The following is a 23,929-nucleotide window of genomic DNA, read 5'->3' on the forward strand; positions in this document are numbered from 1 at the left end:
GAGCAAATGCGAGGCCCTTGGGAGGAGGATATTGGCTCCCCTTCAGTCTGCGCACGATCTTGTCCAAAAAGCGAGCGTCAAACCGAACCGCGGGGATCGAAACCTTCGAACGTCATCTGATCGGCATTCTCGACGGTGTGCTTGCGCGCCTTCTCGTCGCGGACCGTCCAGGTGATAACCGGGATGCCCTTCGCGCGCTGGCCGGTGATGAAGGCATTCGGCAGATCGGCGAAGAAATAGGAGATGAAATCGAGGCCGATTTCCATGGCTCGTTCGTGGTTCGCGAATTCTTCCGGCTTGTTGCCGCCGGCGGTAAGGCCGAGCGGGTAGGGCGCGTTCAAGGCTTTGAGGTCGCGCAGCAGCCAATGGTCGAAGCTCATGAGCGCGACCTTGCCGTCATAGCCTTCCAGCACTTCGACCACCGCTTCGGCAAAGCCCTCGTCATCCGCCTCGCGCCCCTTGAGTTCGAGGACGAGCGGAACCTTGCCCTTCACGAGATCGAGCAATTGCCTGAGCGTCGGGATCTTGTCGGCCGTGCCGCCGACGGACAGCAGGCCGAGTTCCCTGGAGGTGCGATCGCGGATATCGCCCTTTATGCTACAGAGACGTTCGAGGTTCTCGTCATGAAAGATGATCGGCACGCCATCGGAGGCATAATGGAGATCGCATTCGATCGCGAAGCCGGCTTCGACGGCGCGAGCAAAGGCGGTGAGCGTATTTTCCCAGACGAGCTTGTTGGTGTCGTGGTAGCCGCGATGGGCGACCGGCAGTTCCTTGATCCAGGCGGCGGAGGTCATGACGCAATTTCCAAGATGGCATCGATTTCGACGGCGGCGTTGAGCGGCAGCGCCGCCATGCCGACGGCGGCACGGGCATGCTTTCCGGCCTCGCCGAGGACGCCGGCGATCAGGTTTGATGCACCGTTGATGACAAGATGCTGTTCGACGAATTCCGGGGTAGAGGCGACGAAGCCGGTGAGCTTGATGACGCGCTTGATGCGGCCGAGATCGCCGCCGAGTGCAGCCTTCGCCTGAGCGAGAATGTTGATGGCGCAAAGCTCCGCGCCGCGCTGGCCGGCGGGAACGTCGACATTCCTGCCAAGATGGCCGCTCACGGCGACCTTGCCGCCTTCGAGAGGAAGCTGGCCGGAAATATAGAGAAGGTTGCCGCTGATCACATAGGGAACATAATTGGCAGCGGGTGCGGCGGCTTCCGGCAGAGTTATCCCCATTTCCGTCAGGCGGGCCGCGATTTCAATCGACATTTTCGTCTCCGCTTTTTGTTTCAGTTCTTCAAAAAATTATGCATCGGGACTAGAATCGTGCGTATGACGGTTTCAAGCCTCGATTTGGCCGAAAGCGTTCTTATAACATCGCGGCCGAGTCCAACAGGAGATTATGGATGTTCCGACCGAGTCTTGCCGCCCTTCTTCTTGCCGGCGTTGCAACAAGTGTTTGGGCGGCCGCGCCTGCCTCCGGCGCTGCGATCGCCTCCGGTCTTGTCGCCCACCGGGCGATCTACGATCTCGAACTGAAGGACGCGACCGAGCGCTCTGGCATCGCCGGCATGTACGGCCGCATGGTCTACGAATTCAACGGCAATTATTGCGACGGCTTCACCACCAATTTCCGCTTCGTGACGCAGATCAACACCGGCGACAGCACACGCGTCAGCGACCAGCAGACGAAGACCTTTGAAAACGTGAAGGACCGCCGCTTCACCTTCGAAACGAAGTCTTTCACGGATGATCAGCTCGACAAGGAAGTCAACGGCGAGGCAAACGACAAGCCGGACGGCGTGACTGTCGATCTGACCCGCCCTCAAAGCAAGGAACTGCAGCTTGCCGAAAGCCGCTTCCCGACCGAGCACATGCTCGACGTGATCGAGAATGCCAAGGCGGGCAGGCGTTTCTTTGAAGCCCGCGTCTTCGATGGCTCGGACGATGGGGACAAGCCCCTGGCGACGACGACCGTGGTCGGCAAGCAAATTACGCCGGTTGCCGGTGACGAGGCGGATGCGGGCAATGCCGGCGCGTTTTCCAAGACGGCCGTCTGGCCGGTGACGATCTCCTATTTCAACGAGAATACGAAATCAGACGCGCTACCGGTCTATCGCATGTCATTCAAGCTTTATGAGAACGGCATTACGCGCGATCTCACCATGGATTATGGTGATTTCGTTCTGACCGGCAGGCTCGCGAAGCTGGAAATGCTGGATAAGAAGGCCGACACCTGCAAGTGAACCGCTGGCGGCATTGAGGCGCATCTTAAACAACGTGTTATGCCCTATTTCTCTTTTTCTGGTGCATAATAGAAGTGCAGGACGGTCGTTGTCCTGCCCGGGCCTGCCGCCGTTGACGGGGCGGGACCGATAGGGGGTGGGATATGAAGAACTTGTCACGGATTGCACGTTCAGGTCTTGCGGTGGCGCTCCTTGCTGCTGCAGCCGCGGTATCGGGCGGTCATGTGATGGCCGCCGATTGCCACGACACGCCTAGCAAAGGCGTTGACTGGAGCGAATGCACCAAGAAGAACCTGATGCTTGAAGGCAGCGACTTCGAAAAAGCCAGTCTCACAGGCACGGATCTGTCGCAGACCAGCCTCAAGAATGCGAACCTTGCCTCGGCAAACCTCGAGAAAGCGACCCTGATACGGGCTTGGCTTGAAGGTGCAAAGGCCGATGAGGCCAAATTCGACAAGATCGAAGCCTACCGGGTCGTGTTCCAGAATGCGTCGGTGCAGCGCGCTTCCTTCATCAGCGCAGAGCTGCAGCGCGCGGATTTCACTGGCGCACAGCTTTCAGGTGCGAACTTCGAAAAGGCCGAGCTCGGGCGCGCGACTTTTGAAACGGCCGTATTGACCGGAGCCAGGTTTGCGCTTGCCAATCTCTCCCGCGCCGTTCTCAGCGGCGCGAGCTTCGAAGGTTCGATCGATTTCGATCGCGCCTTCATGTTCCTGACGAGAATAGAGGGGCTCGATCTCTCCGCTGCAACCGGGCTTCAGCAGTCGCAGATCGAACTCGCCTGCGGCGATACGTCGACCAAGCTTCCTTCCGGTCTTACGATGCCAAAGAACTGGCCCTGCGCAACGGACTGAGTGAGCGCGCAAACGGTGGCAATCAAATCAATGTCCCGCGGGAGGCGCGGCATGAATTTCACATTTGCGGTTGGCGACATCCATGGCTGCCTGGAGCCGTTGAGAGATATGCTTGATCGCATCGGGACATACGCACGCGCCGGCACGGTGGTTTTCATCGGCGACTATATCGACCGCGGCCCTGACAGCAAGGGAGTGATCGATCTCCTGATGAACGGATCGGGCAGCGAAGCCTGGCGATGGGTATGTCTGAAGGGCAACCACGAGGACATGATGCTGCGCGCCTGCGCTCACGATGACGAGCGTATCTGGTGGTTGGAAAACGGCGGGATTGAAACGGAGCTTTCCTATGGGGGCAAAGTAGCCGCAAACCATATGCTGTGGGCCAGTCAGCTGTCGTTGATGTATGCCGATCGCCACCGGATCTTTGTGCATGCCGGCGTTGTTCCGGATTTGCCACTGGAGATGCAGGCCCCCCAAGACCTGCTCTGGCTTCGGGTTCCCGACGACTATTCAGCGGACTATTGGGGAAAACACCTGTGTCATGGACACACGCCCTCGGACGCGAATCCCCTGACCGTTGGCAACCGCACGAACATCGACAGCGGATGCGTGTTCGGCGGTCCGCTTTCCTGCGCCGTGTTTGAAGATTCGCTGGCCGGCGGACCGGTCGAGTTTATCCAAGTGCGGGGCTAGGGGCAGTCAGATGCCAGTTTTTTTGAGCGAACGCCTTGCATTTTCGGCGGATCGACGGTAAGGGCAGCCGCATTCCACACGTAAGGCATGGGATCGTCCGGGAGAAATCCGGATTGTTCCGCCGGTGGCATCTTCGAAGAGGATGCTGTTCGCCTTGCGGAGGTTCAACCGGAAAAGGAGTCAAAGGCATGGCATTGCCTGATTTTTCTATGCGCCAGCTTCTGGAAGCTGGTGTTCACTTCGGCCACCAGACCCATCGCTGGAACCCGAAGATGAAGCCGTACATTTTCGGCGATCGTAACAACATCCACATCATCGATCTGGCTCAGACCGTTCCGATGCTTTCGCGCGCGCTGCAGGTTGTCAGCGACACTGTCGCCCGTGGCGGCCGCGTTCTCTTCGTCGGTACCAAGCGCCAGGCTTCCGAGCTCATCGCTGACTCGGCCAAGCGTTCTGCCCAGTACTACGTCAACTCTCGCTGGCTCGGCGGCATGATGACGAACTGGAAGACGATCTCCAACTCGATCCAGCGTCTGCGCAAGCTCGACGAAATCCTTTCCAACGAAGCCCAGGGCTTCACCAAGAAGGAACGTCTGAACCTCGAGCGCGAGCGGGAAAAGCTCGACAAGGCTCTTGGTGGTATCAAGGACATGGGCGGTACCCCGGACCTGATGTTCATCATCGATACCAACAAGGAAAAGATCGCGATCGACGAAGCCAAGCGCCTCGGCATCCCGGTTGTCGCAATCATCGACTCGAACTGCGATCCGGACCTGATCGACTATCCGATCCCGGGCAACGACGACGCTTCGCGCGCGATCGCTCTCTACTGCGACCTGATCTCCCGCGCCGCTATCGACGGTATCGCCCGTCAGCAGAGCGCATCGGGCCGCGACCTTGGCGCTTCCGTTGAAGCTCCGATCGAGCCGACGCTCGACGAGGCTCAAGCCTGATAAACAGGCGGGACGGGCCTAAAGGTCCGTCCAGCTTGACTGGATTGGGAAAGGCCGCGCGAGACTTTGCGAAGCTCCGGCGGCCTTGACCTTTTTAGGGCGGTAGGTTCAGGCCGGTCCGCCCAACGAGTTCTGATATGGCGCGTCTTCATCACGCTGTCATACATAAAGGTACATTTCGTGCCTCAATCCGGTGGCGCAGAGCATTTTGCGGACCACCGTAAACCGACAAGAGGAAGCTTATGACCGAGATTACGGCTGCAATGGTGAAGGAACTGCGCGAAAAGACCGGCGCAGGCATGATGGACTGCAAGAAGGCTCTCGCTGAAACCAATGGCGACATGGAAGCGGCGATCGACTGGCTGCGCGCCAAGGGCATCGCCAAGGCTGACAAGAAGTCGGGCCGCACCGCCGCCGAAGGTCTCGTCGGCGTTGCCAGCCAAGGCACCAAGGCCGTCGTGGTCGAAGTCAATTCCGAAACCGACTTCGTTGCCCGTAACGACGCCTTCCAGGATCTCGTCCGTGGCATCGCAAAGGTTGCCGTTTCGACCAACGGTTCAGTCGAGGCCGTCGCAGCCGCGACCTATCCGGCTTCCGGCAAGTCCGTTGCTGACACGATCAAGGATGCGATCGCGACCATCGGCGAAAACATGAACCTGCGCCGCTCGATTGCCCTCTCCGTCGAGGACGGCGTCGTCGCCACCTACATCCACAACGCCGTTTCCGACGGCCTCGGCAAGCTGGGCGTTCTGGTTGCGCTGAAGTCGACCGGCAACAAGGAGGCGCTGAACGCCATCGGCCGCCAGATCGCCATGCACATCGCTGCGACCTCGCCGCTCGCCATCCGTCCGGAAGAAGTCGACGCTGCTGTCGCCGAGCGCGAACGCAACGTCTTCATCGAGCAGTCGCGCGCTTCCGGCAAGCCCGACAACATCATCGAAAAGATGGTTGAAGGCCGCATGCGCAAGTTCTTCGAAGAAGTCGCGCTGGTTTCCCAGGCTTTCGTCATCAATCCGGACCTGACGGTCGGTGCCGCACTCAAGGAAGCTGAAAAGACCGTCGGTGCGCCGATCGAGATCACCGGCATGGCACGCCTGCTGCTAGGCGAAGGCGTCGAGAAGGAAGAAACCGACTTCGCAGCCGAAGTCGCGGCTGCCGCCAAGGGCTGATAAAACCTCATATAATGTGAAAACGGCAGGGCATCGCGTGACAACGCGATGCCCTTCGTGTATCCGGCAATCATGCCAACATACGAGGAGCCAAGATGTCGTCAGAGCCTGTCTATAAACGCGTTCTACTCAAGGCTTCCGGCGAAGCGCTCATGGGTAGCCAGGGATTCGGTATCGACGTTGCGGTAGCGGACCGCATCGCGTCGGATATCGCCGAAGCCCGCCAGATGGGCGTCGAAGTCGGTGTTGTCGTCGGCGGCGGCAATATCTTCCGCGGCGTAGCCGTCGCCTCCAAGGGCGGCGACCGAGTGACGGGCGACCACATGGGCATGCTCGGTACCGTGATCAACGCGCTGGCGCTCGCAACGTCGCTGCGCAAGCTGAACATCGATACGGTCGTGCTTTCGGCAATCTCCATGCCGGAACTCTGCGAGAGCTTCTCGCAGCGCGCGACGCTCTACCATCTGTCGATGGGCCGCGTGGTCATCTTCGCGGGCGGCACCGGCAATCCGTTTTTCACGACCGATTCTGCCGCAGCGCTTCGAGCCGCCGAGATGGGCGCCCAAGCGATCTTCAAGGGCACCCAGGTGGACGGAATCTATTCCGCCGACCCGAAGAAGGATCCGTTTGCCACGCGCTTCGACCGGCTGACGCACCAGGAAGTGCTCGACAAGGGCCTTGCCGTGATGGACGTCGCGGCTGTCGCCCTCGCGCGCGAAAATTCAATTCCGATCATCGTCTTCTCGATCCACGAGAAAGGCGGTTTTGCTGAAATCTTGACGGGCGGTGGCCTCAAGACCATCGTATCGGACAACTGATAGAGAGACGGCGCTGCGAGGCCGCGCGTCTTCGACTGACAGGAGTATTGAGCATGACTGAAGCTACAGACATCAAGGAACTGAAGCGCCGCATGGACGGCGCGATTTCCGCATTCAAACACGATATCGCGTCGCTGCGTACCGGCCGCGCCTCGGCCAACATCCTGGACCCGGTGACGGTCGAGGCCTATGGTTCGCGCTTGCCGCTCAATCAGGTCGCCAATATCACCGTGCCGGAGCCGCGCATGCTTTCGGTATCCGTCTGGGACAAGTCGATGGTAAGCGCGACGGAACGTGCGATCCGCGAGTCAAACCTCGAACTCAACCCGATCGTCGACGGCCAGAACCTGCGCATTCCTTTGCCGGAACTCAACGAAGAGCGTCGCAAGTCGCTGGTCAAGGTCGCGCATGACTACGCCGAGAAAAGCAAGGTTGCGATCCGCCATGTACGCCGCGACGGCATGGACGGCCTTAAGAAAGCCGAAAAGGACGGTGTCATAAGCCAGGACGAAAGCCGGGCGCAATCAGATCGTGTGCAGAAGATGACGGATGAGATGATTTCCGAGATCGATCGCTTGCTTGCCGACAAGGAAAAGGAAATCATGCAGGTCTAGGGCTTTGCCTGCGCCCCTGGAGACCGGACGGGAAATGTCGGAACCAGTATTCTTGAGTATGCCAGAACATGTTGCTATCATCATGGATGGCAACGGCCGTTGGGCAAAGCAGCGAGGGCTGCCGCGCGCGATGGGTCACCGCAAAGGTGTGGAAGCCGTTCGCGAGACCGTGCGCGCCGCAGGCGATGCCGGCATCAAGTACCTGACGCTCTTTGCCTTTTCTTCGGAGAACTGGCGCCGGCCGGAAGCGGAGGTCTCGGACCTCATGGGATTGCTCAAGGCCTTCATTCGGCGCGACCTCGCCGAACTGCATGCGCAGAATGTGCGGATCAGGATCATCGGCGACCGGCATAGTCTTCGCAGCGATATCCTCAACCTCCTGCTCGAAGCCGAAGAGACGACGCGGGACAATACCGCGCTGACGCTGGTCATCGCTTTCAACTACGGCTCGCGCGACGAGATCGCGAGAGCTATGGTGAGCCTTGCCGAGGATGTCGAGGCCGGGCGGCTGCGAGCCCGGGAGATCACACCCGAGCTCGTCAATGCCCGGCTGGATACGGCCGGCATTCCCGATCCCGATCTAATCATTCGCACCAGCGGCGAGGAGCGCCTTTCGAACTTCCTTTTGTGGCAGGCCGCTTATTCCGAATTCGTCTTCGTGCCGGAATACTGGCCGGATTTCGGCCGGGAGCTCTTCTACGCCGCGCTCGAGAAGTTCGCGGCGCGCGACCGCCGATTTGGCGGCCTGTCGCCGCAGGCCGCGGCAGTAGGCACCTGATTGATGCAGCAGGAACTGAAACTCCGCATTGTCTCCGGTGTCATTCTGGCAATCATCGTGCTCGCGGTGACCTGGTACGGCGGCTTCGCCTTCCGCCTGCTCTCGGCGGTAATTGCCCTGCTTATCTATTATGAATGGTCGACAATCACGCGGCTGCAAACCGAACAGCCGGTCGCGAATGTGGCAGGCTGGGTGGGGCAGGCGGCCATCGCGGCTGCAATCCTGCTCGGACGCTTCGATTTTGCGTTGAGCCTGCTTGTCTTCTTTTTTGCGATTGCTGTCGGCTTCGTGGCGGCGCAGAGCGCCAGCCGCTGGTTTCCGGCTGGCATCGTCTATGCCGGACTGACCGGCATCGCACTCGCCGAAATCCGGGGCGGGGACGCTGCAGGGCTGCAAGCCATGCTCTTCGTCTTCGCGGTGGTCTGGGCAACTGACATCCTTGCCTATTTCGTCGGCCGAGCAGTTGGCGGGCCAAAGCTCGCACCGAGGATTTCGCCGGGAAAGACGCAATCTGGCGCTTTGGGCGGCGCGGTTTCGGCTGTGATTGCGGGCAGCGTCATCGCCTACGTCTTCATTCCCGAGGCGGACTGGCTGATGGCGGCCGCCGTCGCCTTCATTCTTTCCGTCTGCAGCCAGGCAGGCGATCTCTTCGAATCCTTCATCAAGCGGCGATTCGGTGTGAAGGATTCCAGTCATCTCATTCCGGGACACGGTGGCGTGATGGATCGCGTCGACGGGCTGATATTCGCTTGTTTTGCAGCCTTCTTGCTCGCGACATTATTTTCCCTGATAAAGGGTGACGGCATGGCGCCGCTAGGCGCCGCTTTGTTCGGGTTCTGATATCTGCGCTGGGCGCAGCGGAAGGATTTATGGAAGGCATGACCGGCATATTCGGCTTTCTGACGGGTTATATCATTCCGTTTGTTCTGGTCCTCTCGCTGCTCGTTTTCGTGCACGAGATGGGCCACTATCTGGTCGGCCGCTGGAGTGGCATCCGCGTGCTCGCTTTTTCTGTGGGCTTTGGACCAGAGCTTGCGGGCATTACCGATCGGCATGGAACGCGCTGGAAGATCTCGGCGATCCCGCTTGGCGGCTATGTGCGCTTCTTCGGCGACGAGGACGCCTCGAGCAAGCCGGACATGGATAAGCTCGAATCGATGTCGGAAGCGGATAGAGCGCGCTCATTTGCCGGCGCGAAGCTCTGGAAGCGCGCAGCGACGGTGGCCGCAGGTCCCATCGCCAACTTCCTGCTGGCGATCATCATCTTTGCGGTTCTTTTCTCGATCTACGGCCGCTCGATCGCCGATCCGGTCGTCGCCGAAGTGAAGCCGGAGAGCGCTGCCGCGGAGGCGGGAATCCTGCCCGGTGACCTGCTGATCGCAATCGACGGCGGGAAGGTCGATACGTTCGACGATGTGCGCCGCTATGTCAGCGTTCGCCCGGAACAGCGGATCGTCGTTACCATCGAGCGGAGCGGCGAGAAGATGGACCTGCCGATGGTGCCGAAGCGCACCGACATGACGGACCAGTTCGGCAACAAGATGGAGATCGGCCTGATCGGCATCGTGACGAACCAGGAGGTCGGCCATTTCCGCGTGCAGACATATACGCCGCTCGCAGCCTTGGAGGAAGGCGCCGTTCAGACCTGGCATATCGTCACCGGCACCTTCAAATATATCGGCAATCTTTTCGCGGGCTACATGAAGCCCGATCAGCTCGGCGGACCGATCCGCGTGGCCCAGGCGTCCGGCCAGATGGCAACGCTCGGTGTTGCAGCCCTGCTTCAGCTTGCCGCGGTGTTGTCCGTTTCCATCGGATTACTGAATTTGATGCCTGTTCCGGTACTTGATGGCGGGCATTTGATGTTCTATGCGATTGAGGCGGTGAGGGGTAAGCCTTTAGGGGCATCGGCCCAGGAAATTGCATTTCGCATTGGTCTGGCTATGGTCCTTTCACTGATGGTTTTTGCTACCTGGAATGACATTAGCGCCTTGATAGGTTAACGCGCGCGGTGAGGCGAAATTACCGTTTATTTACGATGTTTCAAAGCTGTAGTGGCGAATGGGTCACGCTTCGAAATGAAGTAAACAGAAATTAACTTGCTGCCTTGCTTGTAGGGCAAAAGCGGGTAAAACGACACACGTGCCGGAATCGGGTTCGCCCGGCGACGGGGACGAGAAAAAAGGTAATGGGTGAAATGAAGGCTGGTTCAAGATTTTTGAACGCAGTATCGGCGGTTGCGCTGTCTGCAGGTATTGTTGCTTCGGGCGCAGGCGCAATTACAATCGTCTCTGCGACGGCTGCGGAAGCAGCGGTTATCCAGCGGATCGATGTGCGTGGAGCGAGCCGCGTCGGCGCTGAGGCAGTCCGGTCCAATCTCACCATCGCCCCAGGCAGGAACTTCTCGAATACGGACATCGATGACTCGGTAAAGCAGCTCTACGGCACGGGGTACTTCTCCGATGTCAAAATCTCCGTCTCTGGCAGCACGCTGGTCGTGACCGTCGAGGAAGCCCAGCTCGTCAATCAGGTCGTTTTCAACGGCAACCGCAAGGTCAAGGACGACAAGCTGGCCTCGGTTGTACAGACGCACGCCTCCGGTCCCTACAACGATGCGCTGATCCAGGCCGATATCGCGGCGATCAAGGAAGCCTACGCGGCAACGGGCCGCAGCGAAGTGCAGGTCACGACGCAGGTCGTTCCGCTTGGCGAAGGTCGCGTCAACCTCGCTTTCGTCATCGATGAAGGCGACCGCACGAAGATCGCAGCCATCAATTTCGTGGGCAACAATGCCTACAGCACCGGTCGTCTAGCTGCCGTCATTAGCACCAAGCGCTCGAACTTCCTCTCGTTCCTGACCCGCAAGGACGTTTACAGCGAAGATCGCCTGCATGCCGACGAAGAGGCGCTGCGCCAGTTCTATTTCAACCGCGGCTATGCCGACTTCAAGATCATCTCTTCGGATGCTACTTTTGACGAAGCCACGAACAAGTACACGCTGACCTTCAATATCGAAGAAGGTCCGCGTTACGACTTCGGTCCGGTAACCGTACAGTCGACCGTAGAAGGTGTAACCGGCGAGCAGCTTCAAGGCCTGGTAGTGACGCGTGAAGGCGAAGTCTACAGCGCCAAGGACGTCCAGAGGTCCATGGAGGCCATTTCGGATCAGGTTGCTTCGGCAGGCTATCCGTTCGCCCGCGTCACGCCGCGCGGCAACCGCGACCTCGGCAACAATACGATCGGTGTCGAATACCTCGTCGACCAGGGCGAACGTGCCTACATCGAGCGCATCGAAATCCGCGGCAACAGCCGCACGCGCGATTACGTCATCCGCCGCGAATTCGACATGAGCGAAGGCGACGCCTTCAATCAGCAAATGATCACCAAGGCGAAGCGCCGTCTCGAAGCGCTCGGCTTCTTCTCGTCGGTGAACATCTCGACCGCGCCTGGCAGCTCGCCTGACCGCGTCGTTGTCATCGTCGATGTTCAGGATCAGTCGACGGGTTCGTTCGGCATCGGTGCCGGTTACGCCGCAGGCGGCGACGGTCTGATCCTGGAAGCGTCCATTGAAGAAAAGAACTTCCTGGGTCGGGGCCAGTATATCAGGGTTTCTGCTGGTGGCGGTGTCGAAGGCTCGCAGAGTTATGGTTTGAGCTTCACCGAGCCTTACTTCCTCGGTTATCGCCTTGCGACCGGTTTCGACCTCAATCACAGCGAAACCTCAAGCAACGACAATTACGACTATACCGAAGATAGTGCCGTTCTCCGCGCGACGGCGCCGATCACCGAGGATCTGGCGACGACGTTCCGCTACAACTTCAAGCGGATGGACTACGATGCCGACGGCAGCGATCTGAGCGATCTTTCGACACCCTATCAGGATCTTGTGAACGATGGACCTTGGATTCGTTCATCGATTTCCAATACGCTGACCTATAACACGCTCGATGACATGACGCTCCCGCGCGAGGGGATATACGCGACGTTGACGCAGGAAATTGCCGGCTTGGGTGGCGACTCGCAGTTCTACAAGATCTACGGCAAGGCGCGCTATTATCATCTGCTGGCTGACGATGCCGATATCATTGGATCTGTTGCGGCCGGTGCGGGCCATGTTGTCGGCCTTGGCAAAGACCTAAACATCTTCGACCAGTTCACATTGGGCAACAACGACATCCGCGGCTTCGAAAACAAGGGTATCGGTCCTCGCGTTGGTGGCGGACCGGATGATCCGCTCGGAGGAACGACTTATTTTACCGTGTCGGCGGAAGCGACCTTCCCGATGCCGGGATTCCCGCGTGACTTTGGTCTTCGTGGTGCGGTCTTCGCTGATGCGGGTACCTTGTTTGGAAATGATGTTGACGTCAGTTCGCCAGAATTCGTGAGAGGCGATAGCGCAGCACTTCGTGCGTCCGTCGGTGTTGGCCTTGTCTGGCAATCGCCGTTCGGCGCGCTGCGCGTCGACTACGCGATCCCCGTCGTGAAGGAAGATTACGACCAAACACAGTACTTCAAGTTTGGCATCAACAACCAATTCTGATATCGGCAATCCAGAATCGAAAACTGGAGCTTTGCCGGTGGAGCAGAACAATTTCTTTCCGCCCCGCGACGGCGTCAAACTTTCAGAGTTGGCGCTATATCTCGGGGCGGAACTTGCCGACCCTGAAAATGGCGACATCCTTATCCGATCGGTGTCGCCGGTCAGCCGTGCGAAGGCCGGTGATCTTTGCTACATCATCTCACGCAGGAGCCGTGCCGAGCTTGAAACCTGTCGGGCGTCGGCAGTCCTTTGCGAGCCCGCGATAAGATCGGCGGTACCTCGTCATATTCCGGTTCTCTTGTCGAAAAATCCCCATGCCGCATTTGCGATGGCAGGCGGGCATCTCTATCCGGCTGCTCTGCAGCCGCTGGCAACAATGTCTTCGGCGACAGAGATCGCGGCGACTGCGGCTGTCGATCCGACGGCGCGGCTGGAACCGGGGGTGATCGTCGAGCCTTTGGCTGTCATCGGCGCGAATGCGGAAATCGGTCAGGGAACACGGATCGGCGCCGGCGCGCTTATAGGTCCCGGTGTCAAGATCGGCCGCGATTGCACGATCGCCGGCGGTGCCAGCGTGATATGCGCGCTCTTGGGCAATGGCGTGATCGTGCACAACGGCGCGCGTATTGGCCAGGATGGCTTTGGATATGCGCCTGGCCCCAGAGGGATGATCAAGATCGTTCAGATCGGCCGGGTCATCATCCAGGACAATGTCGAGATCGGCGCGAACACGACGATCGATCGCGGCACGATGGACGACACGGTCGTCGGCGAGGGCACCAAGATCGACAACCAGGTGCAGATAGGCCACAACGTCAGGATCGGGCGTCATTGCGCGATCGTTTCGCAGGTCGGCATCGCCGGCAGTGCGGTTATTGGAAACGGCGTGCAGATCGGCGGCCAGACAGGTATCAATGGCCATATTACGATTGGCGATGGCGTACAGATCGCGGCAAAGAGCGGCGTCATTCACAGTATTCCTGCCGGTGAGCGTTATGGCGGCATTCCGGCACGTCCGTTAAAGGATTTTCTTCGAGACTCGGCGGAAATAATGGCGCGCGTGAGCGCTCGGGCTCATAAAACGGGAGATCAACAATGACTGAAGGGGTCAAGGAGACGCTTGCTTCGGCGGACATCATGGAGATCATGAAGCTTCTGCCGCATCGCTATCCGTTTTTGCTGGTCGACCGGATTATTGAGATCGATGGCGATGATTCCGCAATCGGCATCAAGAACGTCACTGCCAACGAGCCTCATTTCACCGGCCACTTTCCCGAGTCGCCGATCATGCCGGGTGTGCTGCTGATCGAAGGCATGGCGCAGACGGCGGGTGCGATCTGCGCGCGCAAGGACGGAACGAGCGGTAACCTCGTCTATTTCATGACCATCGACAATGCACGTTTCCGCAAGCCCGTCATCCCGGGCGATCGGGTCGAATTTCATGTGAAGAAGCAGAAGCAGCGCGGTAATATCTGGAAGTTCCATTGCGACGCCAAGGTCGACGGCGCATTGGCCGCGGAAGCTGATATCGGCGCGATGATTCTTCGTAAGGACGAGCGATGAGCACGATCGCAGGGAGCGCCCGCATCCATGCCATGGCCGTTGTCGAGGATGGCGCGGTCATCGGCGAAGGCGTGACCGTCGGTCCGTTTTGCCATGTCGGTCCGAAGGTTGTTCTTCATGACAATGCCGAACTGCTGGCGCATGTCGTGGTGACCGGCAGAACCGAGATCGGCAAAGGCACCCGGATTTTCCCGATGGCGGTCATCGGCGGCGACCCCCAGAGCGTGCACCATGGCGGCGAGGAGACGACGCTGACGGTGGGCGAGAATTGCACCATCCGCGAAGGCGTGACGATGAATACCGGCACCGCCGATTTCGGCGGCAAGACAATCGTCGGCGACAACAACCTGTTTCTCGCCAATTCGCATGTCGCCCATGACTGCCGTGTCGGCAATCACGTCATCATGTCGAACAATGTCATGCTCGCCGGGCATGTGACGATCGAGGATCGGGTCATTCTCGGCGGCGGATCGGCCGTGCATCAGTTCACGCGCGTCGGCCGCCAGGCCTTCGTCGGCGGCCTTTCGGCTGTCAGCTACGATGTCATTCCGTATGGGATGCTCAATGGAAATCCCGGTTTGCTGGGCGGTCTCAACGTAGTCGGCATGACGCGGGCCGGGATTGATCGCGCTGTCATCCATACGGTGCGGCGCGCTTACAAGGCGATTTTTGAAGGATCAGGTTCGATCCGCGACAACGCGGCAGCGATCCGCGACGAATATGCCGATTGCGAGCCGGTGATGCAAATCCTCGATTTCATTGCCGCGGAAAGCGACCGCGCGCTGTCATCGCCGACGCGAGGACAGAAAGGCTGACCTTGTCCCCCGCCGGTGATACCGACAAAGGCCGTCTGGCGATCATTGCGGGAAACGGTCTTCTGCCGTCTTATGTCGCCGAGGCGGCGCGGGCAGCCGGCGAGGATCCATTCGTGATTTCGCTGAAGGGCGAACTTGACCGGTCGATGGGAGGACTATGACCATGCAGTCATCGGCGTCGGTGATTTGTCGGCGCTGGCAGAAATTTTCAAACGCAACAACATCACCCGCGTCGTCATGTCTGGCGGCGTTCGCCGTCGCCCCGAATGGCGGGAAGTGAGGCCAACCTGGCGGACGGTCGCAAAGATGCCGGGTGTGGTGCGTACGCTGCTTTCGGGCGGCGACGATACGGTGTTGCAGATGGTCATCAAGCTCATCGAAGACGACGGCCGGCGCGTCCTCGGCGCTCAGAGATATCGCCCCCGACCTTCTGGCGGCTGTCGGGCCGATCGGCGTCATGTCGCCGGGGAATGACGACAAGATCGATATCCTGAAGGCGGCAGCAGCCGCTGAAGCGCTTGGTGCGCTCGATGTCGGGCAGGGCGCAGTCTCCGTCGGCGGACGCATCGTGGCGCTCGAGGGCGCCGAAGGGACCGACGGAATGCTTGAGCGCGTCGCATCGCTGCGTGGCGCCGGGCGTATATCGCCGCGCCGCCGTGGCGTGCTGGTCAAGCTCTGCAAGCCGCAGCAGGATGTCCGCGCCGACCTTCCGTCGATCGGCCTCTCCACGGTGAACGAATGCCAAGGCGGCGGGCTTGGCGGGAATTGCAATCGAGGCGGGACGTGCTCTCGTGCTGGATCGCCAGGCTGTGATCAAGGCAGCCGACGAAGCCGGGCTTTTTGTCTGCGGGCTCGATCGCGGCCTGCCGTCATGGGGGCTGTGATGAAGATCGCGATCGTGGCAGGCGAGGTTTCCGGAGACCTTCTCGGCGCCGATCTCGTGGCTGCACTGAAGCGCAGGCATGCCGGGATTGAACTTGTCGGCGTCGGCGGCGACGCGCTGGAGGCACAGGGGCTGAAGTCGCTCTTCGACTTCTCCGAGCTTTCGATTATGGGCGTCACACAGGTGCTTGGAAAATTGCCGAAGCTTGTCGCCCGCATCAGGCAGACGACGGCTGCAATCATTGCTGCAAAGCCCGATATACTGATCGTCATCGACAGCCCGGATTTCACCCATCGCGTTGCCAAACGTGTTCGCGAAGCCCTGCCGGAACTCCCGGTCGTCAATTATGTCTGTCCCAGCGTTTGGGCGTGGAAGGAATATCGGGCCCAGCAGATGCTCGGTTACGTCGACCATGTGCTGGCCGTTCTGCCGTTCGAGCCCGCGGTGATGGAGCAGCTCGGCGGACCGCAGACGACCTATGTCGGGCACCGGCTGACGGCGGATGCGGATTTGATTGCCGCCAGGCGCGGCCGGGCAGAAAAGCCCAAGACCGCCGGCGAGGGCCGGAAAACGATCATGCTGCTCCCGGGCTCGCGCTCGTCGGAGATCACAAAACTGCTTCCCTATTTTCGCGATGCCGTCAATGAGCTCGTCGCCCGCGATGGCACAATGCGGTTTCTCATGCCGACCGTCAGCCGGCAGGGAATCGATGGTTCGCAACCTCGTGAAGGACTGGGAAACGAAACCGGAGATCCTGACTGGCAATGAACAGAAATGGCGGGCCTTCGCGGAGGCCGATGCGGCAATGGCTGCCTCGGGGACTGTCATCCTTGAGCTTGCACTTACAGGCGTGCCGACAGTCTCAGTCTATAAGACAGACTGGATCATCACGATGATGACGCGGCGCATCAAGACGTGGACAGGAGCAATCCCGAATCTGATCGCCGACTATGCCGTCGTCCCGGAATATATCAACGAGGTCGTTCGTGGCGCGAGCCTGGCGCGCTGGATGGAACGCCTTTCCAGCGACACGCTCCAGCGGCGCGCAATGCTCGAAGGTTTCGACCTTGTCTGGCAGCGCATGCAGACGGAAAAGCCGCCGGGTGAGAAAGCGGCGGATATCGTTTTCGACATTCTGGACAAGAAAAAACCCGGCCGTTTCTGACCGGGTTTTTTTCGGGCGGAAGCGGCTTAGCGCTTCGAAACCGGAACGTAGTCGCGCAGCGGTTCGCCGATATAGAGCTGGCGCGGACGGCCGATGCGCTGCTGTGGATCCTCGATCATCTCATTCCACTGGGCGATCCAGCCGACCGTGCGGGCCAACGCAAAGAGCACCGTGAACATCGTCGTGGGGAAACCCAGCGCCTTCAGCGTGATGCCGGAATAGAAGTCGATGTTCGGGTAGAGCTTCTTTTCGATGAAGTATTCGTCGGTCAGCGCGATGCGTTCCAGCTCCATCGCCACTTCGAGAAGCGGATCGTCCTTGTGACCGAGTTCGGCGAGGACCTCATGCGTCGTCTTCTGCATGATCTTGGCGCGCGGATCGTAGTTCTTGTAGACACGGTGACCGAAGCCCATCAGGCGGAACGGGTCATTCTTGTCCTTGGCGCGGGCGATATATTCCGGAATGCGCTCGACCGAGCCGATTTCCGAAAGCATGTTGAGCGCCGCCTCGTTGGCACCGCCATGTGCCGGGCCCCAAAGGCAGGCAATGCCGGCCGCGATGCATGCGAACGGGTTGGCGCCCGAAGAGCCGGCGAGACGAACTGTCGAGGTCGAGGCATTCTGCTCGTGATCGGCGTGCAGGATGAAGAGTACGGTCCATGGCGCGGGAGAGAACCGGGTTCACGACATATTCTTCGCACGGTACCGCAAAGCACATGCGCAGGAAGTTCGAGGCGTAGTCGAGATCGTTCTTCGGATAAACGAAAGGCTGGCCGATATAGTACTTGTAGGCCATGGCCGCGATAGTCGGCATTTTGGCGATCATGCGCAGGCTTGCGACCATGCGCTGATGCGGATCGGTGATGTCTGTCGAGTCGTGGTAGAAGGCAGACAGAGCGCCGACACAGCCGCACATGACGGCCATCGGATGGGCGTCGCGGCGGAAGCCGGTGAAGAAGCGAGACATCTGCTCGTGCACCATGGTGTGATGCGTGACGCGGTAGTCGAAATCCTTCTTCTGGGCAGCCGTCGGCAATTCGCCGTAAAGCAGCAGATAGCAGACTTCCAGGAAGTCGCCATGTTCGGCAAGCTGTTCGATCGGGTAGCCGCGATGCAGCAGAATGCCTTCATCGCCGTCGATATAGGTGATCTTCAATTCACAGGAAGCGGTCGAGGTGAAACCAGGATCGTACGTGAAGGAACCGGTGTTTTTATAGAGTGCACCAATATCGATGACATCCGGACCGATCGTTCCGCTTTTCACGGAAAGATTGGCGGTTTTGTCGCCGATTTTGATTGTTGCGCTTTGATCCGTCATGCTGATCCTCCAAACTGGCGGCGGCGCCATAAAAGCGCCATAGGGTTAAGCGTCCTCTCCGATAGCTATATGATCACGGCGCCAATGCCAAGTTAACGTGGCGCCATTTTGTGCATCGCAGTATCAACTTTTAGACACTCCTGCGATGCCGGAGGCGCATAGCGGAAGCCAATGATTTAGTTCGGCTTTTTGCAATCGAATTTTTTGGTCTTTTTTCAATCGATTATTGTTGCTGAAACGCCCTCAGGGCTGCATTCCGGTTGTATTCATAGGGTGTCGGCGGCTGGGTGCATGCCGGAGTTGAAAACGGCCGAGCTGCGCATTTCCGCTTCAGCAGATGTCGCGGACAAGCAGTGTGCGCGCTTCCCGGCCTGCGCTTTTGGAGTGCGGGAAGGAGCCTTCGGCAAAAGCAGAGAGCTCTCGCCCAGTCAACAGCCACCGTTCAGTCCCATAGCCACAGATAAATCATTCTGGCTGCATTCCCAGCTTTCGACCTGCAAATGGCGAGCGAAGCCGCTCAGGGGCACACGCGTGCACTTTGCGACGGTTTTTTCGGGCTTGGGGCGGCGATCTGGTTTGCGTCCGGCACGAACGTTTCCCTGCTACTTCGGTCATATAGGGCTCAACGCTTTGGCCTTGACCGATCGCAGCCGCGAGGCGCTGCGACCCGCCAAAGATGGAGGGAAAGCGAAGTTTTCACCGGAGCAGCAGGAAGAGGCAAGAAATGCGATGCGGAATGGTGCCACGGCCGGCTTCGCGATGCCGCGGACATCGTCGGTCACGCGGGCAAGGCTGCGGTTCGGCGCCTGCCGGTCCGGCGCAGCGCATTTCGCGGATGAAACCTTGCGGAAAACCGGCGCCGTCGAACCGTGCTTTGAACAACAGCCTTCGACAAACTCGATCGCCCCTAGAGCCGCCACGCCTATGATTGGCGCGCCGGCGCCTTTGCCGGCGACACGCTGCCGGTCAATGATAGCGGCGGATCAGGCCGACGAGCTTACCCTGAATCTTCACGCGATCCGGTCCGAAAGATGCGCGTCTCGTAGGCCGGGTTGGCCGCTTCGAGCGCAATGGACGCGCCCTTGCGGCGGAACCGCTTCAGCGTCGCTTCCTCGTCATCGACCAGTGCCACGACGATGTCGCCGGGATTGGCGCGTGCTGGTGTTGCGGATGATGACCGTGTCGCCATCGAAGATGCCGGCCTCGATCATCGAATCGCCCTTGACCTCAAGCGCATAATGTTCGCCGCTGCCGAGCATATCGAGCCGGAACGGTAATGTCGTGCGTGTTGTTCTGGATCGCCGAGATCGGCACGCCGGCCGCAATGCGGCCCATGACGGGAACCGAAACGGAGCTGTTATTCGTGCTACCGTCTGCCGGCTTCGGCGCGGCGGCAGCACGGCTGCGGCTTGCCGAGGCTGCCCTCGATGACGCTCGGCGAAAAGCCGCGGCGGGGCTGGATGCTCGCGGCTATAGGCTTCCGGCAGCTTGATCACTTCAAGCGCGCGCGCGCGGTTCGGTAGCCGACGAATGAAACCGCGCTCTTCGAGGGCGGTGATCAGCCGGTGGATGCCGGATTTGGACGCGAGATCCAGCGCATCCTTCATTTCGTCGAAGGACGGCGGAACGCCGGACTCCTTCATACGTTCATGAATGAAGAGAAGCAAGTTCCTGTTGCTTGCGGGTCAGCATGGCAAGTTCAACCTCCAGAGTCGTGAAACAAATCAAGAACAGACACTATATGTTCCATATGTGTTCCGCAAGTACCTAAATTTTCGTAAAACTTCGTCTCAACTGCGTTCATTTCCTGAAACTTTTGTTTGCCGGATCAGCGCTTTCAGCTTGCATTGACCACATAGCGGCACACATCTTCAGCACAGGAAATGGAGACCTGACGCCATGCTGCATCCGTTGGATCATCTTGTTCTACCGGTCACCAACATCGATCTCGCGCGGGAGCGGCTGGGACGACTGGGGTTCACGGTTGCCGCCGAGGGCCGTCATCCTTTCGGCACGGTGAATGCTTGCGTTTTTTTCGCCGACAAGACCTATCTCGAGCCGCTTGGCGTCGCGAGTGCGAAAGAATGTGAAGAATCAGTGCGGCACGGAAACGTCTTTGTGGCGCGCGACCAGGCCTTTCGGTTCCGGTGCGGCAATGACGGGTTCTCTGCGGCAGCATTCAGCACGGACGACGCGGACGCCGATCATGCTCATTTCGTGCGTGCGAGAAAGAGCGGCGGCGCCATGCTGGAGTTTTCGCGCCTGATCAAGATGCCGGACGGGTCGCAATCGACAGGCACTTTCAAGCTTGCCTTTGCCGCCGATCTTCGGGCGCCGGATTTCTTCCTCTTTGACTGCCAGCGCATCAACGCCTCTCCGGGCGATCGGAGCGCGCTGGAAAAGCACGCGAACGGTGCAACCGGTATCTCGGAGATGGTGCTAAGCGCGCCCGAGCCTGAAGCCTTCGGTTCGTTCCTTCAGTTGGCCGTGTCTACGACGGAAATCGAGCGGACACCGTTTGGCGTGGCGATCGCGGCCGCGAATGTCAGGATCAGTCTGCTGTCGCCGGAAGGGATGGAGGCTTATTTCGATTCGGGGCCGTTAACCGTGGATAAGGGGCTGAGAGGCAGCGCTATCGTTTTCCGCACCACCGATCTTGCCGTGACAGAAGCGCTTTTGGCTGATAACGGGATGCCCTATACACGCAAGAACAACAGAGTCCTGGTGAAGCCTGCGCCCGGCCAAGGTGCGATCTTCGCCTTCGAGGAGACCCGATGAGCAATACGAATTCCGAAGTCGCAGTGGGCGAAGGTGCCGGCCGCGTCGTATTTTCCAACAGTGGCAAGCTGTCCCTGATCGCCGGCGCATGCGAAATGGAGAGCCGCGACCATGCCTTCATGGTTGCGGGAACGCTCAAGGAGCTTTGCGGCAAGCTCGGCATCGGGCTCGTCTACAAGACCTCCTTCGACAAGGCGAACCGCTCTTCGCTGTCGAGCAAACGCGGTATCGGCCTAGAGAAGGGCTTGGAAGTCTTCGCCGACCTCAAGAAGGAACTCGGCATTCCGGTCCTGACAGATATCCATTCGGAAGAGCAATGCGCGCTGGTCGCCGAGGTCGTGGACGTTCTGCAGATCCCGGCCTTCCTCTCCCGTCAGACGGACCTGCTTGTGGCAGCCGCGAAGACCGGCCGTGTCATCAACGTCAAGAAGGGCCAGTTTCTCGCTCCCTGGGACATGAAGAATGTTCTCGCCAAGCTAAATCAGAGCAGCAACCCGAATGTTCTGCTTTGTGAGCGTGGCGCGTCCTTCGGTTACAATACGCTGGTCTCGGACATGCGCTCGCTGCCGATCATGGCGGCCATGGGGGCTCCGGTCATTTTCGATGCGACCCATTCCGTACAACAGCCCGGTGGCCAGGGCACGACGTCGGGCGGGGAGCGCCAGTTCGTCGAGACGCTGGCGCGGGCGGCGGTTGCGGTCGGAGTTGCAGGTGTCTTCATCGAGACCCACCAAGATCCGGACAATGCCCCCTGCGACGGCCCCAACATGGTGTATTTGAACGACATGCCGCGGCTTCTGGAAAAGCTGCTGGCCCTCGACGCCGTCGCCAAGGTGGCCTGATACTGGCGGAAGGTGCCCGCCGTCAACCGGCGAGCGCCACCCTTTGGCTTGAGTACGACCGCGTTGCCGCGGACGCCGTTGCGTCTTCGAGAAGGAAACGGGCCAACAGGTGATTGAGGTGTATCGCCTCGTCACCCAGCTCGCGGCAGGCAGCATTTGTCTGTTCAACCATAGCCGCGTTCTGCTGCGTGACGCTGTCCATAGTGTTGACGGCGGCGTTGACTTCCAGGAGAGCGGTCGTTTGTTCGGCAGAGGAACGCACGATCAACTCGATCAGCGCGGTGACCTTCAGAACCTGCCGATCGATATTGCCGAGCGCTTCACCGGTGCGGTTGACCAAGGCAACGCCGGCCGAAACCTGGCTGGAAGACGTCTCGATCAACTGCTTGATTTCCTTTGCCAGATTGGCGGAGCGGCCGGCAAGGTCGCGCACTTCCTGTGCAACGACCGCAAAACCCTTTCCCGCCTCACCCGCGCGGGCGGCTTCCACGCCGGCATTGAGCGCGAGCAGGTTGGTCTGGAAGGCGATTTCGTCGATGACGTTGATGATCTCGCCGATCTGCGCAGATGATGTCTCGATCTTCTCCATCGCAGCGACCGCCTCGTGCACGACGGTTGCCGAATAGCTGGCGCTTTCCTTCGTCGCCGTCATCATCACGTTGGCTTCATTGGCCCGTTCCGACGAGTTCTTGACAGTGACCGTGATCTGGGCGAGCGCCGAGGCCGCCTGCTCCAGCGAGGCGGCTTGATGCTCTGTTCGCCGGGCCAGATCGTTTGTGCTCGATGCGATTTCGCCGGAGCCGGTCCTTACGACATTCGTCACGGTCGAGATTTCCTTCATCGCTTCAGAAAGCGTGCGGACGCTCGAATTGAACTGCCCGCGCAGCTTCTCGTAGGCTGCGTCGAAAGGCTCGCTAAGCTGGACTGTGAGATCGCCGCCGGAGAGCCGTTCCAGGCCGCGGCTCAGGCTGGCGATGACGCCCTCGCGGACGGCTTCCTCGTCTGCCTTGGCAGCGGCAAGCGCCGCATCGCGCTGTGCTTGGGCCTGACGTTCGGCATCCTGGCGCGCACGGATATTGTTCCGCTCTTCGGCGGAATTCGCGGAAGACGGTGACGGCGCGCGCCATCTCCCCGATCTCGTCGGCCCGGCGGCTGAAGGGCACATCCTTCGAATAGTCGCCGCCGGCAAGGACCGCCATATAGTCGCGCATCGCCGAGAGCGGCACGATGGCGCGGCGGCGGAAGACGTAAAGGCCGCCGAGAAGCAGGCAAAGCGAGACTGCGGCAGCCGCGAGCGTTATAGCCGAAAGGATGCGTGTCTGTTCGGCGGCGTCCTTTTCAGCGGACGCCAGGAAGGTGTTCGCCATATCGACGAGTTCGTTGACGGCGTTTTCATGGATATGGAAATTCGTCGCAAGCTTTTCGAAGGACGCCGGAATGACCGCGGAGTCATTCTTGACAATGGCCGGCGCGAGTTCCTCCTCCATCACCTTCCAGAACACGTCGCCTTTGACAAGGACATCGTTCAAGAGCTTCTGCTTAAGGTCCGAGCTGAGCGCGGTCGCTAGCCAATATTTGCGGCGGTCCTCGTAGGCGGGCTTCAGGACATTTTCTATGCGGTCGACGTTCTTCTTGGCAATGTCGGGGCGCTGCACCGCTTCGAGCGCAAGCATGTAAGACTCAACGAGGTAGAGGGGCGGCGGCAGGATATCGGCGACGAGATCCTTGCCGTAGATGATTTGCTTATACATCTCGCCGTTTACCCGCAGCTGATTGAAGGCATAATTCTGTATGCCGATCGAAGCGATCAATCCGGCGGCGACGACCACCGCGAAGATAGCAAGACTGCGTGCAATATTGAGTTTCATCCTGCGCCCCATGAATTGAATAGCGAACAGATGCT

At 59.6% G+C, this 23,929-nt stretch carries 18 protein-coding genes and 5 pseudogenes; 18 read left to right on the top strand and 5 right to left on the bottom strand.

Going from position 1 to position 23,929, the window contains the following annotated elements:
- Positions 1-77: 77 nt before the first annotated feature.
- Both ACW4PC_RS05020 and ACW4PC_RS05025 read right to left on the bottom strand, forming a co-directional pair.
- A complete protein-coding gene (locus ACW4PC_RS05020; RefSeq protein ID WP_455873039.1) occupies positions 78-797 on the bottom strand; it encodes a glycerophosphodiester phosphodiesterase in 720 nt (239 codons plus the stop codon).
- Positions 794-1,264, bottom strand: a complete 471-nt coding sequence (locus ACW4PC_RS05025; protein ID WP_455873040.1) for a RidA family protein — start codon at positions 1,262-1,264, stop codon at positions 794-796. Before ACW4PC_RS05025 ends, ACW4PC_RS05020 begins: the two co-directional genes overlap by 4 nt.
- Positions 1,265-1,401: 137 nt before the next feature.
- On the opposite strand from ACW4PC_RS05025, the gene ACW4PC_RS05030 reads away from it, so the two are divergent.
- The 16 genes and pseudogenes from ACW4PC_RS05030 (at position 1,402) to lpxB (ending at position 17,089) form a co-directional block, all read left to right on the top strand.
- Positions 1,402-2,241 carry a cell envelope integrity EipB family protein gene (locus ACW4PC_RS05030; RefSeq protein ID WP_455873041.1) on the top strand — a complete coding sequence of 280 codons (840 nt, stop codon included), beginning with the start codon at positions 1,402-1,404 and terminating at the stop codon, positions 2,239-2,241.
- 143 nt (positions 2,242-2,384) lie between these two features.
- On the top strand, positions 2,385-3,095 hold the full coding sequence (locus tag ACW4PC_RS05035; protein WP_455873042.1) for a pentapeptide repeat-containing protein: 711 nt from the start codon (positions 2,385-2,387) through the stop codon (positions 3,093-3,095).
- 51 nt (positions 3,096-3,146) lie between these two features.
- Complete coding sequence (locus ACW4PC_RS05040; protein WP_455873043.1) at positions 3,147-3,791, top strand: metallophosphoesterase family protein; 645 nt, start codon at positions 3,147-3,149, stop codon at positions 3,789-3,791.
- Between the two features lie 188 nt (positions 3,792-3,979).
- Positions 3,980-4,744 (top strand): 30S ribosomal protein S2, encoded by a 765-nt coding sequence (gene rpsB, locus ACW4PC_RS05045; RefSeq protein WP_022715483.1) that lies wholly within the window; start codon positions 3,980-3,982, stop codon positions 4,742-4,744.
- Between the two features lie 242 nt (positions 4,745-4,986).
- A complete protein-coding gene (gene tsf / locus ACW4PC_RS05050; RefSeq protein ID WP_074067979.1) occupies positions 4,987-5,913 on the top strand; it encodes a translation elongation factor Ts in 927 nt (308 codons plus the stop codon).
- Positions 5,914-6,008: 95 nt separating this feature from the next.
- Complete coding sequence (gene pyrH, locus ACW4PC_RS05055) at positions 6,009-6,731, top strand: UMP kinase (RefSeq protein ID WP_022715485.1); 723 nt, start codon at positions 6,009-6,011, stop codon at positions 6,729-6,731.
- 53 nt (positions 6,732-6,784) lie between these two features.
- Entirely contained in the window at positions 6,785-7,345 is a 561-nt protein-coding gene (frr, locus tag ACW4PC_RS05060) for a ribosome recycling factor (protein ID WP_455873044.1), read from the top strand.
- A 34-nt stretch (positions 7,346-7,379) separates the two neighbouring features.
- Positions 7,380-8,123: an isoprenyl transferase gene (locus tag ACW4PC_RS05065; protein ID WP_039844800.1), complete on the top strand. Its 744-nt coding sequence runs from the start codon at positions 7,380-7,382 to the stop codon at positions 8,121-8,123.
- Between the two features lie 3 nt (positions 8,124-8,126).
- Positions 8,127-8,963: a phosphatidate cytidylyltransferase gene (locus ACW4PC_RS05070; RefSeq protein ID WP_455873045.1), complete on the top strand. Its 837-nt coding sequence runs from the start codon at positions 8,127-8,129 to the stop codon at positions 8,961-8,963.
- A gap of 29 nt (positions 8,964-8,992) precedes the next feature.
- Positions 8,993-10,126 carry an RIP metalloprotease RseP gene (gene rseP / locus ACW4PC_RS05075; RefSeq protein ID WP_455873046.1) on the top strand — a complete coding sequence of 378 codons (1,134 nt, stop codon included), beginning with the start codon at positions 8,993-8,995 and terminating at the stop codon, positions 10,124-10,126.
- 194 nt (positions 10,127-10,320) lie between these two features.
- Positions 10,321-12,663, top strand: a complete 2,343-nt coding sequence (bamA, locus tag ACW4PC_RS05080) for an outer membrane protein assembly factor BamA (protein ID WP_455873609.1) — start codon at positions 10,321-10,323, stop codon at positions 12,661-12,663.
- 37 nt (positions 12,664-12,700) lie between these two features.
- Positions 12,701-13,762, top strand: coding sequence for a UDP-3-O-(3-hydroxymyristoyl)glucosamine N-acyltransferase (gene lpxD, locus ACW4PC_RS05085; RefSeq protein WP_455873047.1), 1,062 nt, complete (start codon positions 12,701-12,703; stop codon positions 13,760-13,762).
- Complete coding sequence (fabZ, locus tag ACW4PC_RS05090; RefSeq protein WP_455873048.1) at positions 13,759-14,226, top strand: 3-hydroxyacyl-ACP dehydratase FabZ; 468 nt, start codon at positions 13,759-13,761, stop codon at positions 14,224-14,226. The genes lpxD and fabZ overlap by 4 nt, the downstream gene beginning before the upstream one ends.
- Complete coding sequence (gene lpxA / locus ACW4PC_RS05095) at positions 14,223-15,041, top strand: acyl-ACP--UDP-N-acetylglucosamine O-acyltransferase (protein WP_455873049.1); 819 nt, start codon at positions 14,223-14,225, stop codon at positions 15,039-15,041. Before fabZ ends, lpxA begins: the two co-directional genes overlap by 4 nt.
- 2 nt (positions 15,042-15,043) lie before the next feature.
- A pseudogene (locus tag ACW4PC_RS05100) lies at positions 15,044-15,925 on the top strand (LpxI family protein).
- A pseudogene (gene lpxB / locus ACW4PC_RS05105) lies at positions 15,913-17,089 on the top strand (lipid-A-disaccharide synthase). Before ACW4PC_RS05100 ends, lpxB begins: the two co-directional pseudogenes overlap by 13 nt.
- 26 nt (positions 17,090-17,115) lie before the next feature.
- Here the strand turns inward: lpxB and gltA are convergent.
- Positions 17,116-18,406: pseudogene (gltA, locus tag ACW4PC_RS05110) on the bottom strand (citrate synthase).
- A 966-nt stretch (positions 18,407-19,372) separates the two neighbouring features.
- Positions 19,373-20,098: pseudogene (lexA, locus tag ACW4PC_RS05115) on the bottom strand (transcriptional repressor LexA).
- A gap of 207 nt (positions 20,099-20,305) precedes the next feature.
- Here lexA and ACW4PC_RS05120 point away from each other — a divergent pair.
- Positions 20,306-21,184, top strand: coding sequence for a VOC family protein (locus tag ACW4PC_RS05120; RefSeq protein WP_455873050.1), 879 nt, complete (start codon positions 20,306-20,308; stop codon positions 21,182-21,184).
- Positions 21,181-22,026, top strand: a complete 846-nt coding sequence (gene kdsA / locus ACW4PC_RS05125; protein ID WP_455873051.1) for a 3-deoxy-8-phosphooctulonate synthase — start codon at positions 21,181-21,183, stop codon at positions 22,024-22,026. Before ACW4PC_RS05120 ends, kdsA begins: the two co-directional genes overlap by 4 nt.
- Before the next feature lie 22 nt (positions 22,027-22,048).
- Here kdsA and ACW4PC_RS05130 read toward each other — a convergent pair.
- Positions 22,049-23,894 (bottom strand): annotated as a pseudogene (locus tag ACW4PC_RS05130) (methyl-accepting chemotaxis protein).
- Positions 23,895-23,929: the final 35 nt, after the last annotated feature.

Source organism: Rhizobium yanglingense, from assembly GCF_977109285.1.

Bases quoted from the DNA above. Each gene is read 5' to 3' on its own strand.
- rpsB (WP_022715483.1), top strand. From the start codon at position 3,980: ATGGCATTGCCTGATTTTTCTATGCGCCAGCTTCTGGAAGCTGGTGTT.
- ACW4PC_RS05035 (WP_455873042.1), top strand. From the start codon at position 2,385: ATGAAGAACTTGTCACGGATTGCACGTTCAGGTCTTGCGGTGGCGCTC.
- ACW4PC_RS05040 (WP_455873043.1), top strand. From the start codon at position 3,147: ATGAATTTCACATTTGCGGTTGGCGACATCCATGGCTGCCTGGAGCCG.
- frr (WP_455873044.1), top strand. From the start codon at position 6,785: ATGACTGAAGCTACAGACATCAAGGAACTGAAGCGCCGCATGGACGGC.
- rseP (WP_455873046.1), top strand. From the start codon at position 8,993: ATGGAAGGCATGACCGGCATATTCGGCTTTCTGACGGGTTATATCATT.
- ACW4PC_RS05030 (WP_455873041.1), top strand. From the start codon at position 1,402: ATGTTCCGACCGAGTCTTGCCGCCCTTCTTCTTGCCGGCGTTGCAACA.
- tsf (WP_074067979.1), top strand. From the start codon at position 4,987: ATGACCGAGATTACGGCTGCAATGGTGAAGGAACTGCGCGAAAAGACC.
- ACW4PC_RS05020 (WP_455873039.1), bottom strand. From the start codon at position 797: ATGACCTCCGCCGCCTGGATCAAGGAACTGCCGGTCGCCCATCGCGGC.
- fabZ (WP_455873048.1), top strand. From the start codon at position 13,759: ATGACTGAAGGGGTCAAGGAGACGCTTGCTTCGGCGGACATCATGGAG.
- ACW4PC_RS05120 (WP_455873050.1), top strand. From the start codon at position 20,306: ATGCTGCATCCGTTGGATCATCTTGTTCTACCGGTCACCAACATCGAT.
- ACW4PC_RS05065 (WP_039844800.1), top strand. From the start codon at position 7,380: ATGTCGGAACCAGTATTCTTGAGTATGCCAGAACATGTTGCTATCATC.
- pyrH (WP_022715485.1), top strand. From the start codon at position 6,009: ATGTCGTCAGAGCCTGTCTATAAACGCGTTCTACTCAAGGCTTCCGGC.
- bamA (WP_455873609.1), top strand. From the start codon at position 10,321: ATGAAGGCTGGTTCAAGATTTTTGAACGCAGTATCGGCGGTTGCGCTG.
- ACW4PC_RS05025 (WP_455873040.1), bottom strand. From the start codon at position 1,264: ATGTCGATTGAAATCGCGGCCCGCCTGACGGAAATGGGGATAACTCTG.
- lpxA (WP_455873049.1), top strand. From the start codon at position 14,223: ATGAGCACGATCGCAGGGAGCGCCCGCATCCATGCCATGGCCGTTGTC.
- ACW4PC_RS05070 (WP_455873045.1), top strand. From the start codon at position 8,127: ATGCAGCAGGAACTGAAACTCCGCATTGTCTCCGGTGTCATTCTGGCA.
- kdsA (WP_455873051.1), top strand. From the start codon at position 21,181: ATGAGCAATACGAATTCCGAAGTCGCAGTGGGCGAAGGTGCCGGCCGC.